Below are 18,894 nucleotides of genomic sequence, written 5' to 3'. Positions count from 1 at the left end.
TCGATAATAATGTGTAATTTTGTAGGCATGAAAAAGGCGATAGTTATCATATTCGCAGTCATGTTCTGCCTGCTTGCTGCCAGCTATTATTTTGACCTGGGCAGAAGTACTACGCTGAGGGCACTGCAGGAAAAAGGTAAACAGACGACGAAAGACAATATGCTCTCGTCGCAGAGCGTTACGTCTATTGCTTGCGATAGGCGAGAGTTGATGTGGATTGGTACATCGGCTGGTGTCAATGTATATGATGGCAAGAACTTCGTGCAGTTCGGTCACGACATCAAGGATACCACAGCCCTGCCCGATGACTATATCAACGTGCTGCATCTCGACAGAGCCGGCAGAATGTGGGTGGGAACGCAGAACGGACTTGCCCGGTATGTGGGAGCTTACCGCTTCCATCGCATCGCCCTGCCCGATGATCATGATAACATCGTGGCTATAGAGGACAGCAGGGAAAAGGATGATTCGATGGCGGTGCTGGTGAGTGACGGCAGCCGTACATTTCATATCAGTGGGGATGAGAAGATTACGCCATCCCATCGGCAGATACAGCCCAATCATTTCCAGGCTCCGCTTCCTGAAGACCTTTCTATCTTGCGCAAACCCGTAGAGGTGGTGAGTGCTACCTTCAAGGATCATGGTGATAATCTTTGGGTGGGTTACCGCAATTCGGGCTTTCAGGTTATTTCGCAGAATCGTATTGCTTACAAGAAAGCCAACGATAATCCTTTGGCAAAGGCTACCAAGGGAATGGCGATGCTCTGCATGACTGCGGTGGGAAATCATCTGCTGGCTGGTACAGCCCTGCGGGTGTTTATCTATGATTTGCAAAACCGTCGCATCGGACAGATACCATTCCGAAATATCTTCGATTCTGTTCCCGCACCCCAGAAAATCAATCTGAACAACATCGTGAAATATGATGATGAGCATGCCTGGATGGTGAGCGGACACCAGGTGGCGAGTTGCCGTATCAGCGATGAATGTGCCGATGTGCTCCACAAATCTCCCGTGTTGAAGTCTTTGCTTGGCTACGGATTGAAGGTGGGCGATGCTCTGTATGTATGCAGCGAGGGAGGAAAGCTCCTGCGTTTCCGCTTTGATAACCTGCAGCCTGATACCATTCCGGTCCCAAGTGCCTATTATGACCATGAAACCAAGATGGAGAAGCTGCCCAATGGAAATATCCTGCTGTTTATGCAGGGTATGCATCTCGCCATCCTTTCTCCTAAAACGGGAAAGATAAAGGAGATGAAGGTGGCTGGCATGCCTGAGTACGGCAACTTCGACCCTGCCTTCGCTAAGCTGGATTCGTATGGAATGGTGTGGCTGGGTACCAAGCGAGACGGACTCTATTTCATCGATATGAAGAGAAAGTCTATGCGCAGTGCCAAGGTACTGAACGATACTCATATTGAAGGAATGGTAGAAGACAGGAATCGCCAGCTTTGGGTAACCACCATGCGTGATGCCTTCTTTGTCACCTTCAAGAGCAAGGTTTTTATGATGAGCAGTCTGCTCTCGGCTAGCCAAGACCGTGACGACTGGCAGTTTTATAATAATTCCATCTGCCTGTCGCCTGACGGCGACGTGGTGTTTGGCAGTTCTATGGGTTGCAAGTTTATGCCGCAAGAGGCAATGTACACCGATTTCATGCAGACCCCAGCCGGTATTCATGCAGCCGAATTGCTGAATATCTATGGCATGGAGGTGAAGAAGACGGATGGCAAGGTGCTTGCCGCTACCGACGAGATATCACATCTGGATAGCTATACTTTCGCCTATGATGAGAACGACCTGAGGTTTAATTTCTATTATCCTTCGTTCAGTCGCCGTTCGGCACTGATGTGCCAGTACAAGCTGGAGGGGTATGACCATGACTGGCAGATGCCTACCTATGGTAAGGAGGCTCATTACTCCAACCTTACCCCGGGAAAATATACATTCCGCTTGCGTTTGATATCCGCTCCCGATAAGCCTGCCCTGTCTGAGCGCATGGTAGAGATTACCATCAAGCCTGCCCCTTGGCAGTCGTCGGCGGCATGGTTGCTCTATTCCGGCATCATCGCCCTGGTGCTTCATATCCTCAACACGTTCTATCTCAGGGCACGTACCAACCGCCTTCATCTCTTGCAGGAACAGCAGGAACGTGAACGTGAGAAGCTTGCCAAGGAGATGAACATGAGATTCTTTGCCAATGTTGCCCACGAGTTCAGAAACCCTATCACCATCATCGCCGGTCCGCTGATGACGCTGAATGCCGACAAGGCTTTGCCGCAGTCGGTGCATCGTACCCTGAACCATGTGTGCATGAGTGTGAACAGAATGCTGAGGCTCATCGACCAGATGCTCGACTTCAACCAGTTGGAGACGGATGAGCTGCGCCTGAAGGTGGCAGAGGTAGATGTTATCGAGGCGTTGCGCCAGCAGGTGACTGCCTTTGGGGATTCGGCAAGAATCAAGGGCATCAAACTGGAACTGGTGAAACAGAGTGCCGACTATCGGATGTGGCTGGATTTTGATAAACTGGAAAAGATTCTGGGCAATCTCTTTACCAATGCCTTGAAGCATACTGAACCTGGAGGTGTTATCCGAATACAGGCTGGTGTGAAGGATAAGATGCTGGAAATATCTGTCTTCAACAGCGGCAAGGCGATAAAGGAGGATAAGTTGCAGGATGTGTTCAAGCGATATTACCAGTTGGCAGATACGCAGAATCCTAATCTTTACGGTTGGGGTACGGGCATCGGACTTTATTATGTAAAGCGCCTTGTGGAGCTTCATCATGGTTCTATCACGGTGAAGAATGTGCATGCGGTGAGCGAAACCTCTGCTGAGGCTTCGCTCAAGAATGGTGTGGAGTTCTGTTTCTGCCTGCCTATGGATAGGTCTATATATAATAAGGTGGAAATTGCGGAGCAGGAGAAGCGGGTGATGCAGATTCCTTTGAGTGCAGATTGCTCTATGGAAGCAAAACCTGAAGAAAACAAGAAGATGAATAGACCTAAGATTCTGGTGGTGGATGATGATGTGGATGTGGCACAATATCTGCATTATATCTTTGCTGCCGACTATGAGGTGGTGAACCGCTATTCGGCAGAAGAGGCACTGGCAGACCTGGAAGAGGTGAAGCCAGATTTGATACTCAGCGATATCATCATGGACAAGATGTCGGGCTATGAATTCTGCCAGGTATTGAAGAATGATTTGATGTTCAGTCATATCCCTGTGATACTGATTACGGCGATGTCGAAGATGAGTGAGCAGATAGAGGGCTTGAAGTTGGGAGCAGTGGCATACGTTACCAAGCCTTTCGACCCTGCTTACCTGAAGGCGCTCGTGGTATCGCAGTTGCAGAACATGCAGACGCTCCGTCAGCGTTTGGGTGAGAGTACGGAAACTCAGACCTTGTCGAAGAAAGTGGCGGATACTCTCTCTGAGCAGGACAGGAAGTTTATGGATGAATTATATCAGTTGATGGAGAAGCATTCTAAAGAACAGGATTTGAGTGTTTCTACCATGTGTAAGGATATGCTGATTAGTCCGGCTAAGTTTAATTATAAAGTAAAGGAACTTACAGGTGAGACTCCTGGTACTTTCTTCCGTAAATACAAGCTCAACAGGGCAGCTGTTTTGTTGCGTGAAGGCAAACTTAATGTTTCAGAGATAGCCGTGTTGACAGGATTCAGTACTGCGGCCCATTTCTCCGTTGCATTTAAGAAGCAGTTCGGCGTTTCGCCGAGCGAATACCAGTAAGCTCCATTTCTATGGAGCTTGCTCTTTCCTGCAAGTTCCCCGTTCTCGCAAGTATTTTTGGATTGCCTATTGTAATCTGGTTTGTTCCAATAGGGGATGAGGCTCATCGCCTCACCCTTATTCAAAAAAACAGTATTTTAGTTGAAGTTTATTGGGAAATTCTATATTCTTTTTACGGGCGCAAAGTTAGTGATTTTTGGCGTTGGATGCTTTCGTTTTTATATAATTGGTTTTCGAAAAAATATAAAAACGTCTAATAATGAACAATTTAGGCAATAAAAGGGACGGAATTTAAGGTTCTTGTAATATAACAGAAGTTTCGCATGTGGTTCAGGTACGGGCTGAAGGCCCAAAAGCTCCTAGCCCAGGGCATCGCCCTGGGTAATCATTGACGCAAGTTTGTCGCCCTGTAAGGGCAAAAGCTTTCAAGTACCAGGCAATATACGAAGCTTTTGCCCTTACAGGGCGCCTTGTTGACTGCTATTATACCCAGGGCGATGCCCTGGGCTAGGAGCTTCTGCCCTTTCAGGGCGTGCTGGCGTATGTGCTGGAATCTTTACATTCCGAAGTGTTCGAGGGCAGCGGCTACGCCATCCTCTTCGTTTGATAGGGTAACATAGTCGGCTTCGGCTCTTACTTCTGGGGCTGCATTCTCCATCGCCACCCCCATGCCGGCAAGCTTCAGCATGCTCAGGTCGTTGTAACCATCGCCGAAGGCAATCATGTCGGCAGGAGTAAGATTGATTTTCGCCAGAAGGCGAGTCAGCGACTTTGCCTTGTCGATGCCCTTAGGTACCAGCTCCAGGAAGAAAGGAGCCGAGCGGAAGATATCCATTCTGTCTCCCAATTTTTCCACCAAATCCTCTTCCGCCTTGAGCATGAGGGTAGGGTCGCCAGTCATGAGGAGCTTGGTAGGATGAGGCTCCAGGGCTTCAAACAGGTTGTCCACCTTTCGGATGTTCATCTTGTTGATGCGCGACTCCTCTTTCACATACTCATCGTCTGGCATCTCTGTGATGATTTCGTTGCCGGCATATCCCAGCAGGGCATGACCTTTCTCCTTGGCATAGGCATATAATTCTGGTATCACTTCGTCTGGCAAGAACTGCGAGAAGAGTTTTTCGCCGGTCTGGGCGTTCACGATGTTGCCACCATTATAAGAAAGGATGTATCCTCCTCGCTGGTTCAGTTCGAGACATTCAGCCACCGGTTTGATGCCGTAGGTAGGGCGACCGGAAGCAAGGATAATTACGGCTCCCTGGCTTGCAGCCTTGAGCAAGGCTTCGCGGGTCTTAGGGGTAACCACTTTCTCGTGGTTGGTCAGGGTGCCATCCAAATCCAGGGCAATGGCACGATAAGGAATCTGTTTTGCTTTTTCCATTGTTTTGATATGATTTTGCTATTTGAGGGCAAAGATACAATAAATATTTGAATAAAATGAAGGTTTTGAACGAAATGATGACATATTTATCATTATTTGTGTACCTTTGTTCGAATAAAAAATTGTATTTTTGCAAGCAAAAAGAATACAAACATTTAATAACAAGACAATGATGAATCAAAAACTGACAATCGGTGGCTTGATGATGGCTGCGTTGGCTCTTGGAATGCCCATGAATGCTAATGCGGCAAAGAAGGCTGCCAAGAACTGGCATGCGCTCAATGAGAATCAGCCTGTCGTCGCCAGCGGATTGTGCAACCCAATCTTGCCAGGCTTTCATGCCGACCCGGAAATCCTGTATTCCAACAAGACGGGTAAGTATTATATCTATTCTACCACCGATGGATTTCCGGGCTGGGGTGGATATGAATACTACGTATATTCTTCTTCCGACCTGAAGGAGTGGAAGAACGAAGGTGTGGTGCTCGATGCCAAGAGCGACCAGATTTCCTGGGCTAACGGCAATCTCTGGGCTCCGGCGGCTGTAGAGGTGAAGCAGAAGAACGGCAGCTACAAGTACTATCTCTATTTCAGTGCCCGTCCTAATGACAACGGCAGAAAGCAGATGGGTGTAGCGGTTTCTGATTCTCCTACAGGTCCATTCGTTGACCTGGGTCACCCTCTTCTGGCGAAGAATCATCCAGGTTGCAACGGTCAGCTCATCGATGTGGATGTATTCATCGACCCCGTATCGAAGAAGCCTTACCTCTATTGGGGCAACAGTTTCATGGCAGGTGCCGAGTTGGAGCCAAGTATGACTAAGATTAAGGACGAAACCGTTACCGTGATGACTCCAAAGGGCGGAAGCCTGAAGGATTATGCTTATCGTGAGGCACCATACGTGTTCTATCGCAATGGTCTGTACTACTTCATGTGGTCGGTGGATGATACGCGTGTTGCCAACTATCATGTGGCTTATGGAACATCCAAGTCTCCGCTTGGTCCTATTGAGGTAGCCAAGGATCCTATCGTCTTGATCCAGGACCCACAGCACGAGATTTATGGTACAGCCCATAACTCCGTGATCCAGAAGCCGGGCACAGATGAGTGGTACATCGTTTATCATCGCATCAACAAGGAGTATCTCCACAATCAGCCTGGCGTGCATCGCGAGGTGTGCATCGACAAGATGGAGTTTAATGCTGATGGTACCATCAAGCGAGTTACACCTACTGCTGGTCTGCAGATTCCCTGAAACTCATTCTGTACTCCTTCTTAAAGCAAAGTGAGAAGTATTTTGGCACGAGAATGTCGTTTTCTTGCGGCATTCTCGCTTTCGTTTATGTAGCATTTACTTTGTTGTTTGTTCCTATTTTGCTAAAAAGGTATGGAAATATTTTGCAGTCCCAATGTTTTGGCGTATCTTTGCAGAATCGTTGTAAGTGTAAAAACTACAATCGGCAATAGGAGCATAATAACAACATAACGATTTTACATAATTTAGAATGAAGAAGAATTTCCTTTTGGTGGCAGTGTCTTTGATGACAGCCCTCTCTGCCTTTGCGGAGAAAAGTACCGTCAGTTCTCCTGATGGTAAACTGAATGTCGTGGTAGAAGATCAAGACGGCAAGCTCTATTATTCCGTAGATTATGCTGGCACACGAATGATGGAGCCATCCTTGCTCGGTCTCCTTGCCAACGTAGGAGATTTCAGTCAGGGCTTGACCTTTCAGAAGAAGAGTGAGGCAACGGTTGATAAAAGCTACGACCTTCGTACCGCCAAGGCTTCGCATGTGGATTATCATGCCAACCAGCTCAACGTGACTTATCTCAATGGCAAGAAAGAGCCAATGACCGTTACCTTCAATGTGTCCAACAATGACGTGGCTTTCCGCTATACCTTTGATGGCTTGAAGGCACAACATATTATTATTAATGAGGAGAAGACGGCATTCAATCTGCCAAAGATTTCCACCTCTTTCCTCTCTCCACAGAGCAATCCGCTGATAGGCTTTGCTCGTACCAAGCCAAGTTATGAGGAGGATTACAAGCCAGATGCTCCGCTCACAGCCAAGTCGGGTTATGGCAGAGGCTATACCTTCCCATGCCTCTTCAAGGTAGGCGGCGAAGGCTGGGTGTTGGTCAGCGAGACAGGCACTCATGGCAATTATCCGGGTTGCCACATCAGCGATTATGATGCCAACAAGGGTTATCAGATAGCCTTCCCTATGAAGGAAGAAGGAGATGGTATTGGCTCTAACAATGCCGTGTTCTCATTGCCAGGTTCCACACCTTGGCGCACCATCACCGTGGGTAAGGACCTGAAACCATTGGTGGAGACCACCATCCCTTATGATGTAGTGGAGCCTCGCTATGAGGCATCCCAAAAGTATGGTGTGGGAAAATATGCCTGGAGCTGGCTCATCTGGCAAGACGCCTCTTGCAACTACAATGACCAAAAACAGTTCATCGACCTGGCTGCTACCATGGGCTATGAGTATGTATTGGTGGATGCCCTCTGGGATACGCAGATCGGCAGAGAAAAGATAGCAGAACTGAGCCGTTATGCACAGGGCAAGGGTGTAAGCCTGATGCTTTGGTACAACTCCAATGGCATAACCAATGATGCCCCGCAGGGACCACGCAACTGTATGGACAACATCGTGGCTCGCAAGAAGGAGATGGCTTGGATGAAGAGCATCGGCGTGAAGGGCATCAAGGTGGACTTCTTCGGTAGCGACAAGCAGCAGACCATGCAGAACTATGAAGACATCCTCAGCGATGCCAACGATTATGGCATACAGGTTATCTTCCATGGTTGCACCCTGCCAAGAGGTTGGGAACGCATGTATCCTAACTTCATCTCCAGCGAGGCTGTGCTTGCTTCCGAGAATGTATTCTTCTCTGATTATCATGCCAAGCAAGAGGGCTTTGAGTTGACCATGCACCCATTCTGCCGCAATGCAGTGGCTTCTATGGATTGGGGTGGCACCATCATGAACAAATACTTGTCTCGTGACAACAAGAGTCGTCATCGCCGTTATACCACCGACGTGTTCGAGATGGCTGCGGCTATCATGAACCAGGCTGCCATCCAGTGTATCGCCATCTATCCTAACAATCTCACTGAGCTTCCTCAGCACGAGATTGATTTTTTGAAGAGTGTACCAACCACATGGGATGAGACCCAGTTTGTGGCAGGTTATCCTGGCAAGTATGCCGTAGTGGCTCGCCGTCATGGCGACAAATGGTATGTGGCTGGCTTGAATGGCACCGACCAGCTGATGAAGCTCACCCTGAAGTTGCCTATGCTCGCAGGCAAAACCGTTACCTATTATTATGAGACGGCAAGCAAGGACAAGAAGGCTCTCTGGCCAGACTCTCATGTAAAGACCGTAAAGGTAGATAAGAATGGAAACCTCAAGGTAGAGATGCAGCCTAAGGGCGGTATCATTGCGCAGGAGTAATCAATACCAGAATGTTGAACGATATTAGCTGGAAATATGAAATGGATATTTGTATGCTTATTGTTCCTTTCATGTTCTGTTAGGGACAAAAGTAATAGTCAAGTAACGGAAGCAAGTGCTTTAGTTAGTAATGTGCAAGAGAATAAATCCGTGCAAGAGACCAAAATTGCAGAAAAGACCAATTCTGTACAAAGAAACATTTGGTTGGAACTCTCGCAGACGCATTTTACGACTAAACCTCAAGTTGTCACGTTGACTATAACCAACAATTCACCATGGACTTGTATCGTTGGTTATGATTACTTCATCGAGAAGGAAAATAAAGGTTGGAAAAAGATTCCATTGAAGAATGCTGCCTTTATAGAGATAGGTCTTGGCATCCGACCAAACACTGCCCGAAAATTTCAAATTGATTTGGGCAATGTACGTCAGAAATACACGAAAGGGACATATCGGGTTGGGAAAAAAATGAGAATAGAGACAACAGACGGATACAGAGACACAACGTGTTACTGCTCGTTCAACGTCATGTAATCAATGCCACTTTGCACACTAATAAGGTGTGTGAAGTGGCATTGTTGTTCATGAAACTACAGAAGCTTTTTCAGAAGTTCTGCAAGAATTCAATGAGTTCTTTGGTTGTATATGGCTTTTCAAGAAGCTGTAAGAATCCCTTGCAAGTCTTTGTGATGCTAGGTTTGCTTTTGTTTAACAGGATAGCAATATTGCTGAATTTGACATCAGCTTTTACAAGATAGGCAAAGGTGATTTGCGAATCTTTTATTTCAGGGAATGCGGCCTTGAGACGTTTGCCATAGTCATTAAACAACTTGTCGATTTCTTCTTTTATTGCAGAGATGGCTTTCTTGTAATCAGAAGCTTTGTAATTCATCAGCCCATCATTGATCATGTGGTGTAAATGAGTGTATGCTTCAGACATTCTGAATTGATTCCATTTGTCTTCATGGAAATGGATTTGCTCACCAATTTTACAATTTCTCGCATCACTTGACAATAGTTCATATTTCGATAAGTGGTTGTTTCTGTTTTCCAGCTTTTGGATATTCTCATTTTGATTCTCTATCTGTGTTTTCTGACATTGTATCAGTGTATCTTGGCTTTGTATGTGCGTCTTCTGTTGGGTTATTTCTTTGTTTTGCTGAGCAATAACCCTTAGTTGCAACAGTTCCTTTTTCTTAGAGGAATACTTGAGATACAGAACAAAAAATGATAATCCGAGGATGCAGCAGATGGCAACCATGATACCAAGCATGAAATGGTATCTGGCCTCTTCTGCTTCCTCTCTTTTAGCCACTTCTTCTTCGTAATTATAGGCAGCCTTCATTTTCTCAGCCTCCGACTTGTTGTCGATGGAATCTATTTCGTTCTTTAGCTTTATTGCTTCTTTTTGCAAGGTCCAAGCTTCTTCGTATTTATTTCCATTAGCTTTCGTTTCGGACATGGCAATGCTAGCCTCATATTTTCTCCAAGGGTCTTCTGTTTTCAATCCTTTTTGGAAAAAATACAAAGCAGAGTCCTGCTGGTGAAGGAATTTATGCAGATATCCTTGCATCATATTGATACCCCAGTCTTGCTGTTGCTCAGGAGTAAGTTCCTTTTTAGCTTCAAGTATGAGCTTTTTCAGTTTTTGCTGGTTGTTGCTATAAACAGCTTTTTCCCCTTCAGAAACGATAAAACGCCTTAAGTTCAAAGTATCATGGTCTTCCAAGATGTTCTTTTTGGCAATTTTTGTGAATGAGGAGTATTCTTTTATTTTCCCTAAGTCATAGTAATAATGCCCCATATCCATCAGACAGGCATTTGTTAGTCCATAATCTTCTGCTTGTTTAATGTAACTATAAGCTTTTTTGCAATATAGCAGTGCTTGCTGCTTATTGAGTCTGTTGTCCTCAAGATCGGATAATTGGTAATAACTTCTGCCCAACATTTCTTTAGGAGCATTAATACTGTCAGTTGTGGCTGCTTTTAAGAAATAGTTGATAGCTTTTGGGTGATTGTTAAGGTCTCTATAGATACCCCCCAGACAATAGTATGCCTGACTCAGCAAAACTTTGTTGTTTCTCTTCTCAAAATAATCTGCAACCTTTAGCATCATGCTGTCGCTTGTGTGTGGCTTATATAGCATATCATTGATTCTGCACAGAGTGATTTGATAGTGCATTTGTGCATCTTTACCCATTTCACATATAGAGGCAGAGTCTTTTTGGAGGAGAGTAAGTGCACTATCAGGATAAGCTAACATGATTCGTTCAATGTTAGCTAATATTTTGTTGCTCTCTTGATTGGTGCATGAAATTAGCATGCTTACCAAAAGTAAAATAGCGATATTTTTCATTGCTTTTTCTTTCTTTTTATACAAAAGTATAAATTTCGTTTGGAATATAAAAGAAAAATCTGTTACTTTTGTTTAAAATGGTACATGAGAAAAAGTTTTTGGTACATATTGCAAAGAAGTGATAAGTGTTTGTTGTTTTAGTCATGAGTTTACTGTTTGTTTACTTTGTATATTAAAGCTCTAAAAATTAAAAAGGAAATTACAAGTAAACTCAAATATGCCCAATATATGTTTGTTTTGTTGTACTTTTGCATCAAAAAATATACAATGAATTATTAAAAATAATAGAAATTATGAAAAAGTTTCTGTTTTTTCTTCCATTCGTTTTGTTTAGTCTCTGTGCATGTATGGTAGCATGTACAGAGAGTCCTTCTGTTACAGAGTGTGAGGTTATAGATGTGAAGCAACCTAAGTTTACAAATTGGGCTTCATTGTTGTCAATAGCAGAAGTGGTACCTTTGGAGAATACCAATTCTTCCTTGTTGACTGTTGCCTCTAAATGTAGGGTAGAGGGGAATCTAATCCTGTTTCAAGATTTTAAGCAGAAGAGTTTGTTTGTTTTTGACAAGCATAATGGCAAGTTTAAATATGAGGTAGGAAAAGTTGGATATTCTGAATCTGAGCATGTAGATTTCCTGGATTTTTCTGTGGATATAGAGCATTCTCTTATTACGATTCTTGATGAGCGTGGTACGACTATTTTTGATGAGAATAATGGCAAGTTTTTGAGAAGGGATAGGAGTATCAATAAGTCTGGTACTGATTATTGTCGCTTTATGGTTGTGGGGAATGATACTTTATTATATTCACCTTACAAGGATTACTCTATATCAAAAATGTCTCAAGATAAAAAGATAGAAGATTTACGTAAGCGTAATGGCATTCAGATGGAATGTGAGCGTTTCTTTTCTATGGATGATAATAACTTAGTTCTGCCCGACTATGGATGTTTTGTGATAGATACCTATAAAAAGGGGAAACTATATCCTAAATATCTGTTGGATTTTGGAAGTGAGGCATTACCGGAAAAGTACATATCTGACAAGTATGATGATTTTGAGAAAACTGATAATATGAAAAGATATTTCAAATCTGTTCAGATGTGTTTTGAAAATTCCAAGTGCCTTTATGCTTTGGTTGTTGGTCCACAGCAGAAATATTATATGGTTTTTTATGATAAGAACCTGAAAAAGGTATATGCAGGACCATTGGATATAGAACTTGGCATTTCCTTAGTGGATGTAGACGAAACTGGATTTTGGGCTTTGGTGTATCCTATGGAGTTTTCTGAGAAATCTCCGTTTTATCCAAGCTTAAAGGATAAATTGAAAGCTTATCCTAACAATCCTATGTTAGTAAAAATCAAACTTAATGGTCAACTTGACTGATAGGTATAGAATAATCTGCAAACGTATATAAGATTATTAATGATAAAAAGTAAATTGGTATGAAAAAAATAATATTATTATTATGCTTGATTCAGTTTTCTTTGTCTTCTTGTGTTGTTGAGCAAACGGTGGATAATAGCAAGCCTTTGCCTTTGCTGAATGATACTAAGGATATGGTAAGGTTGTCTGACATCTTTGTGCCAAAATCATGTGTTACGTTGGATTCAGTTGTAAGCGGAAGATTAAAATGGATAAGTAAAATAGATTATGTCAATGATAGATATTATGTATTGGGCGGAGTAGATAGAGGACAATTGTATGTGTTTGACACGAATGGTAACTTTTTGCAAAATATCGGTTCCATTGGACATGGACCAGGTGAGTATGTTCATGCTTCAGACTTTGCAATAGATACCACTAATAACAGAATTGTGATTTTGGTGGCACCGTCTAAGGTCTTGGTTTATAATGTTGAGGGCAAATTCCTTTTTGCTAAAGATTTGAAGGAAAATGCTTTTTGGAATCTGGCTTGGAACAGGGACGAGTATGTCTTGACTACCAACAACTTTGGAACATTGAAAAATGATAAGTTGATGTATGTCTATGATTCTTCATTCAAACTAAAAGAGAAGTTGGTTGATGCCTTGCCTTTTGCAGTTGGTGTAAGTGGTATGATAACCTCTCCATTGCAGGTTGATGGCAATGAAATTAATTATATAGACCAAGCATCACAATGCATATACACTTATATAAATGCTAAGTCATTAGCAGCGAAAAGTTACCATTGGGAACTTCCTAATCCAATGCCTAGTAAGGAATATACCCAATTTACAACATTTCAACAAAATCAGCATAAGTATGATTTCATATTGGATGCGGTTAAAATGGGTGATAGGATTTTGGTGTCATATAAGAAAGGTGAGTATGTATATGTTAATCTTATGAATACCAAAGGTGTTGGTAAGGTTATGGGACATGTGGATATTTCTGCACCTCAATTTTTTAAGAGTAGTGCTGATTATGTGTTTTTGGCTATAAGGGGAAGGGATTTTCGAAAAGATATAGATAGTTATTTCCCTAAATATAAGAAAAAAACAATGAGGGATGAAGACTACTTACTTTTTAAATGCAAGTTGAAATAAGTTTGGATAATGATAAAAAGGAAAAGATATGAATAAAGCAATAAACTGTATGTTTATCATACTAGCGTTTGTCATGTGCATATCTTGTGGCAGTTATAATACTGCCACAATGTATGCTGATGCAGATACCATAAGCATAGATGGGGCTACAAGATGTGACTCTTTGATATTCTCTGATTTCTTTAAGGCACCAAAGGTCGTTTTGCTGGAGACGAAACCTGAATGTGTGGTTCAGAATATACGTTCTTTGGAAATATACAAAGAAGATATTTATATCCTTGATGACCGTGCCAATAAGCTTTATGTGTTTGATGGGAATGATAAGTTTAAAAGAACCATTTCTTCGCCAGGTAGAGGACATGGAGAATACATGAAGTTGGCAGACTTTTCTATAGATAGAACAAAAGAAATTATTTATCTGCTAGATGAGGCTACGGATGAGATTCTGAAGTTCAGTTTGAATGATTATAAGTTCTTGTCAAGTATAAAAGCAGTCCAAAATGGTTATCTTACTTACTGTATGCAGGAAATAGGCGGGAAGATATATCTGAATAGGTCTTCCGTTTCAGAAAAGGAAAAATATGAATTAAGGGAAATAGATGAGCGTAACGGAAAGCAAGTGGGCAAGTTTTTGAAATCTGATGACTACAATCATGGGTGGAATTTCCCACTTAGCTTGGAGCATAGTAACTTTTATTCAAAGAATAGTCAAAGCCCCAAATATATAGGTTTGTTTTCTAACTTGATTATGAATGTCACGGCAGATGGTGTATCTGCTGCATATATTGTGGATAGTCGAAAGTTCGTGAATAAGGATGAGGTTCTGATGATGCAGAGAATAGCAGAAGGAAAATTGGAAAAAATTGATTTTTCTGGCATCTATTCGCAAAAGAGGATTCATCAGATCTCTCGTTTCATAGAATCACCAAGTAAAGTCTTTTTCCAATATCTAGAGGGGGATGAGCGGAATTATCTAGTATATGACAAAGCGAGTGGAAAAACGAAGACATCGAGTCTTTTCATGGATGATTATGTTTCTGATAAAAATATGATTCCGATGGACTTTTGTTATAGTGATGAACGAGGGGTTGTCGCATTATTAAAACCGTGCTTTATGCCCCATTTTATTAAATACATCATTAACGGTGGAAAAATGAGAACGCATTTGGATAATTACAGTCGTTTGATAAAATTGAACAAGGATTCGAATCCCGTTTTGTTTTTTCATGAATATAAATAGAAGAGGTAGGGGAGGTTTTGATAGATGGACTTTTCTCTCCTCAGAGGGTTATAAACTTACCGTTTTTCGTCACTAAAAAGGCTCAAACGAAGGCTTTTACCATGATTTACAAGCAAAAAGTGGTAATTTTACCACTTTTCGTCACTTTCCCATTTTCTCGTTCCCAAAAAATGACATAAATGGGCTCAGGAGAGATTGTCTATCCACGGACAATCTCCCCTGAGCCGATCTTTCTGAATTGATAATATCATGTTACGATTACTTTGTTCTATGTTGCATATCAAGTTTTCTGCTGCTTTGAACCATCGGTTTTAAAGGAAGTAAACAAAAGGTAAACTCAAAAATGGTGGTTTTTTGTTTTTTATTTCTTATTTTTGCAGTGGCATCTGAATGGGATAGATGCATAATTTATATTTACTCATAAAAAAATGATTTAAAGACAATGGTGAAAGTAAATTATATAGCAAGTTTCTTGTTGGCAATTGTGATGCTTACTTCTTGTTCTAATGTAGCGAAGAAGAGCATTGAGGATTTGACTGTAGAAAATATACAGGGTACGTTATTGCATCCTGATGATAAATGTATTGGAGCTTATCCTCGTTTAATAACGCAAGATTTTTGGCTTTCTCAGGTGTATAGAGATGATGTGAATTGCTGCATCTGCGTACAAGATGGAGATTCGCTTTTGGCTAAAAGAAATGTATTTAATAGGGGAAAAGGAAGGGGTGAGTATGATGAAGTCTCTTTTGCCTTGTCTTCTGATGGGGCTTTGGGAGTGTTGAATTATGCTAATGGAAATCAGTTGCTGTCTTTTTCTTCTTTCCCAAAATCTGATTTGAACCGATTGGATTTTAGCAAGGGGCAACGTTTTGATTTGACCAAATTGCCTTCTATTCGTTTTGCAACAAATAGTTTTCAGGTATTGTCTGATTCTACCATATTGTTGCCTGGTGCTCCGTTCTCTCAGGCTGGACATCTGTTTTCAATTATTGATTTTAAAAATCTAAAGGCAGAAACGTTGGACTTTTGGCCACAAGATAAGTTTGCTGGTGATAGTCTGTCTAAGCATTCTGTTTATACAGACAACAGTAGAATTTTCAAATCGAAAGACCGCTTCTTGTACCTTTGTGGATGGGAAAGGTATGCATTTATATTTTCTATAGATAAGAATAAGGTGGAAGTCAAAAATGAATTGTTCTCGGTGAAACCCGAATATAAGGAAGCTCCTGATGGTAATTATGAACTTTTAAAGAATTCGGGTAAGAGATTGGCTATTGATGTTGATGAGGATGCTATTTATGTATTGATGATAGAAAAGAACTTATATGGTAAGACTCCTAAGAATTATATGGAATCCCAATATGGCAATGAGATACAAGTGTATGATTGGGATGGAAATCCAATACGTAGAATAGCCTTGGACAAAGTGGGGAGCAGTATAAAGATTTCTGCTGATAAAAAGAAATTATATTTGTTCTCTGAAAATCCAAAGACTAAAGTTGATGAAATATGGATGTATAATCTTTAGAAATTAAGTAGCATATTGTGAGAAGTTGGTTTATACGTTCTTTATTGATAGCCTGTTGCTTTGGTGGTTTTTCGCCGCTTCACGCTCAGACTGCTGTTTCTCTGGACAATGCCATAGCCATTGCCCAGAGAAACTCTTATGATGCCCAGTTGGCTAGGTTTAGTTTCTTGTCTAGCTATTGGACCTATAAGTCCTTTCGGGCAGAGCTGTTGCCTTCCATGAGCCTGACGGGAGGCATCATGAACTTTAATCATTCTCGGGTAGAGGCTAGAAATGCGGAGGATGGTAAGATCAATTATGTGGATAACAACTCATTGGTCAACTCGCTGACCTTATCCTTGGAACAGCAGATTAGCTCCTTGGGAGGAACATTGTCGTTGCAGTCTTATCTTTACCGACTGGATCAGTTTGATTATAAGATGACTACTTACAACACCCTGCCTTTGCGCTTGTCTTATTCCCAACCTTTCACATCATATAATGAGATGAAGTGGCGAAAGAAGATGGAACCAAAGGAATATGACAAGGCCAAACGAATATATTGTGAAAGCATCGAAAGCATCGCCATTCGGGTGGCTTCTCTTTATTTTGCTGCCATATCTGCGCAGTCGGATTATAACCAGAGCGTAACTAAATTGAAGGATTTGGAAGATCTTTATGCTATGTCGCAAAAGCGATTGTCACTGGGTACGATTACGAAGGGCGACTTGCTGCAACTGGAATTGTCGATGCTCAATGCCAAGGTTACACGCAATGAGGCACAGGTCAAGATGAATGATGCTTTCTATGATTTGTTCTCCTATATGAGGGTTAGTCATGATGAGAAAGTAATACTCTTGCCCCCCGAGAATGTCATTGAACAGGTGCTCAATGTGAATGAGGTGTTGCAAAAAGCGATGAATAATTCATCACATGCCATAGGACAAGACCTGGATTTGCTCTCTGCCCAACAGACTCTTGCCAAGGCTAAGGCGGCTCAAGGCATCCAGATGCAGCTCAATGCGGAAGTGGGATTTAATCGTACGGCTGATGGCTTTGCATCCGCTTATAGTCATCTGCAAGACAATGAGATTATTGGCTTGACCATCTCCGTACCCATCTTTGACTGGGGAGTGAAGAAAGGCAGGGTGATGGTGGCAAAGTCGAATCTTGAGCTTGCCAAGACCAAGAAAGAGCAAGCTGATAACGATTATGTGCAGAGCATCAAGCGAGAGGTGATGCAGTTTAGCTTGCAGGCAGAGCAATGCCGTACCTCACAGCGTGCCCAGAAAATTTCGGAAGAACGTTATGAAATCACGAAGAAGAGATTCGAGACTGGCAATGTGTCGGTGACGGAGCTGAACACAGCCTTGCAGGAACTGGAAACGGCAAAGGCGCAATACATCGGACAATTGCAGTCGTATTGGAATTATTATTATACTCTGCGCAAGTTTACCCTTTATGATTGGGTGGAACATAGAGACCTGATTGCCGATTTCGAGGCTTTGGTCAAGTAAGACGTGGAGGGGTAAATCTATAACATCATAAGGATATGACTAAAAAACATTATTTATATTTCATGGTGGCTTGTGCATTGTTAGGCTCTTTATGTGCATGCAAACATAAGAATACGGAGGGAGATGGACAGGATATACCAACAGCTGATAGCTTGACTACAGAGATTTATGTAGATACGTTGAGGCTGAGGGAGCAGACATTCCATCGCCAGTTGGTTTGCAACGGCAAGTTGCGAGCCTTGGAAAAATGTGATTTGTCGTTAGCTGATGGGGGCAGCGTGGATCAGGTATTCGTGCATAATGGTGAAGTGGTGAGAAAGGGGCAGCTCATAGCCAGGACGGATGCTGCTGATGCCAAGCTGAGTGTGGAAAAAGCATCTCGTGATTTGGAGAATGCCCGGATAGCCCTTGCCGATAAGTTGATCGGTTTGGGTTATAATGGCATTTCGGATGCCGTGCCTGCCGATGTGATGCATAGGGCAAAGGTTACCTCTGGATACTTTGCTGCCACTTACCAATTGCAGGCTGCAAAGCGTCTGCTGACGAAATGTGCCTTGGTTGCCCCATTCTCTGGTCGTATTACCGACTTGGTCAATAAGCGACATCAACGGGTGGATAAACTCTGTTGCTTGGTAAATGATACCCAGTTGGATGTGGAGTTTGAGGTCTTGGAGGCAGAAATCAAGCAGGTGCATGTAGGGCAGACGGTATGGGTGAATCTCTTTGCGGATGATACTGAGCGATATAAGGGGCAAGTGGTGAATGTGAATCCTGCGGTCAGTGACAAGGGACTGATTAAGGTGATGGCTCGCATCCCTAATGCCCAGGGCAAGCTGATGGATGGTATGAATGTGAAGGTCATCGTGGAAAACGATGTGCCGCATTCGTTGGTGGTGCCTAAGGATGCCGTCATCGAACGTGATGGCTACCATGTGGTCTTCCTCTATGACAAGGGCGAGGCGGTATGGACCTATGTGGATGTATTGCATTCCAATATACATTCTTATGCAATAGGGGGATGCAAACGGAAGGAGACACAAATCAAGGCTGGTGACGTGGTCATCACGTCGGGCAACTTAAACTTGGCTGATGGCACCGAGGTGCATGTAAGGGATAAGCATAAGGAATAAGTAATAA

12 protein-coding genes are annotated in these 18,894 nt (G+C 42.7%); 10 read left to right on the top strand and 2 right to left on the bottom strand.

Annotation, left to right across the window (positions count from 1 at the left end; all coding sequences use genetic code 11):
- Positions 1 to 9 precede the first annotated feature (9 nt).
- Positions 10 to 3,759, top strand: coding sequence for a hybrid sensor histidine kinase/response regulator transcription factor (locus tag V8Z93_RS01415; RefSeq protein ID WP_439432167.1), 3,750 nt, complete (start codon positions 10 to 12; stop codon positions 3,757 to 3,759).
- Positions 3,760 to 4,315: 556 nt separating this feature from the next.
- On the opposite strand, the gene V8Z93_RS01410 is transcribed toward V8Z93_RS01415, so the two are convergent.
- Positions 4,316 to 5,122, bottom strand: a complete 807-nt coding sequence (locus V8Z93_RS01410) for a Cof-type HAD-IIB family hydrolase (RefSeq protein ID WP_439432805.1) — start codon at positions 5,120 to 5,122, stop codon at positions 4,316 to 4,318.
- Between the two features lie 187 nt (positions 5,123 to 5,309).
- On the opposite strand from V8Z93_RS01410, the gene V8Z93_RS01405 reads away from it, so the two are divergent.
- The 3 genes from V8Z93_RS01405 to V8Z93_RS01395 all read left to right on the top strand — a co-directional run bounded on the left by V8Z93_RS01405 (position 5,310) and on the right by V8Z93_RS01395 (position 9,141).
- Positions 5,310 to 6,395 (top strand): family 43 glycosylhydrolase, encoded by a 1,086-nt coding sequence (locus tag V8Z93_RS01405; protein WP_299330639.1) that lies wholly within the window; start codon positions 5,310 to 5,312, stop codon positions 6,393 to 6,395.
- A 250-nt stretch (positions 6,396 to 6,645) separates the two neighbouring features.
- Positions 6,646 to 8,607, top strand: a complete 1,962-nt coding sequence (locus V8Z93_RS01400) for a glycoside hydrolase family 97 catalytic domain-containing protein (RefSeq protein WP_439432166.1) — start codon at positions 6,646 to 6,648, stop codon at positions 8,605 to 8,607.
- A gap of 36 nt (positions 8,608 to 8,643) precedes the next feature.
- Entirely contained in the window at positions 8,644 to 9,141 is a 498-nt protein-coding gene (locus V8Z93_RS01395) for an immunoglobulin-like domain-containing protein (protein ID WP_308265604.1), read from the top strand.
- Positions 9,142 to 9,211: 70 nt separating this feature from the next.
- On the opposite strand, the gene V8Z93_RS01390 is transcribed toward V8Z93_RS01395, so the two are convergent.
- Entirely contained in the window at positions 9,212 to 10,987 is a 1,776-nt protein-coding gene (locus V8Z93_RS01390; RefSeq protein WP_439432165.1) for a hypothetical protein, read from the bottom strand.
- Positions 10,988 to 11,256: 269 nt separating this feature from the next.
- Here V8Z93_RS01390 and V8Z93_RS01385 point away from each other — a divergent pair, with 269 nt between their 5' ends.
- The 6 genes from V8Z93_RS01385 (at position 11,257) to V8Z93_RS01360 (ending at position 18,887) form a co-directional block, all read left to right on the top strand.
- On the top strand, positions 11,257 to 12,351 hold the full coding sequence (locus V8Z93_RS01385) for a 6-bladed beta-propeller (protein WP_439432164.1): 1,095 nt from the start codon (positions 11,257 to 11,259) through the stop codon (positions 12,349 to 12,351).
- Between the two features lie 59 nt (positions 12,352 to 12,410).
- Positions 12,411 to 13,493, top strand: coding sequence for a 6-bladed beta-propeller (locus V8Z93_RS01380; RefSeq protein WP_439432163.1), 1,083 nt, complete (start codon positions 12,411 to 12,413; stop codon positions 13,491 to 13,493).
- 28 nt (positions 13,494 to 13,521) lie between these two features.
- Complete coding sequence (locus V8Z93_RS01375; RefSeq protein ID WP_439432162.1) at positions 13,522 to 14,733, top strand: 6-bladed beta-propeller; 1,212 nt, start codon at positions 13,522 to 13,524, stop codon at positions 14,731 to 14,733.
- A gap of 442 nt (positions 14,734 to 15,175) precedes the next feature.
- Complete coding sequence (locus V8Z93_RS01370) at positions 15,176 to 16,261, top strand: BF3164 family lipoprotein (protein WP_439432161.1); 1,086 nt, start codon at positions 15,176 to 15,178, stop codon at positions 16,259 to 16,261.
- Between the two features lie 17 nt (positions 16,262 to 16,278).
- A complete protein-coding gene (locus tag V8Z93_RS01365) occupies positions 16,279 to 17,757 on the top strand; it encodes a TolC family protein (protein WP_439432160.1) in 1,479 nt (492 codons plus the stop codon).
- Between the two features lie 35 nt (positions 17,758 to 17,792).
- Positions 17,793 to 18,887 (top strand): efflux RND transporter periplasmic adaptor subunit, encoded by a 1,095-nt coding sequence (locus V8Z93_RS01360; RefSeq protein ID WP_439432159.1) that lies wholly within the window; start codon positions 17,793 to 17,795, stop codon positions 18,885 to 18,887.
- The last annotated feature ends 7 nt before the right edge of the window (positions 18,888 to 18,894 follow it).

This window comes from Segatella copri (assembly GCF_051861805.1).
Lineage (GTDB): Bacteria > Bacteroidota > Bacteroidia > Bacteroidales > Bacteroidaceae > Prevotella > Prevotella copri_M.
Note: the sequence above shows the minus strand (reverse complement) of the source record. Positions and strands in the feature narration are given on the sequence as shown.

Excerpts from the sequence above, each read along its gene's own strand:
- V8Z93_RS01415 (WP_439432167.1), top strand. The coding sequence starts at position 10 with ATGTGTAATTTTGTAGGCATGAAAAAGGCGATAGTTATCATATTCGCA.
- V8Z93_RS01405 (WP_299330639.1), top strand. The coding sequence starts at position 5,310 with ATGATGAATCAAAAACTGACAATCGGTGGCTTGATGATGGCTGCGTTG.
- V8Z93_RS01400 (WP_439432166.1), top strand. The coding sequence starts at position 6,646 with ATGAAGAAGAATTTCCTTTTGGTGGCAGTGTCTTTGATGACAGCCCTC.
- V8Z93_RS01395 (WP_308265604.1), top strand. The coding sequence starts at position 8,644 with ATGAAATGGATATTTGTATGCTTATTGTTCCTTTCATGTTCTGTTAGG.
- V8Z93_RS01385 (WP_439432164.1), top strand. The coding sequence starts at position 11,257 with ATGAAAAAGTTTCTGTTTTTTCTTCCATTCGTTTTGTTTAGTCTCTGT.
- V8Z93_RS01380 (WP_439432163.1), top strand. The coding sequence starts at position 12,411 with ATGAAAAAAATAATATTATTATTATGCTTGATTCAGTTTTCTTTGTCT.
- V8Z93_RS01375 (WP_439432162.1), top strand. The coding sequence starts at position 13,522 with ATGAATAAAGCAATAAACTGTATGTTTATCATACTAGCGTTTGTCATG.
- V8Z93_RS01370 (WP_439432161.1), top strand. The coding sequence starts at position 15,176 with ATGGTGAAAGTAAATTATATAGCAAGTTTCTTGTTGGCAATTGTGATG.
- V8Z93_RS01360 (WP_439432159.1), top strand. The coding sequence starts at position 17,793 with ATGACTAAAAAACATTATTTATATTTCATGGTGGCTTGTGCATTGTTA.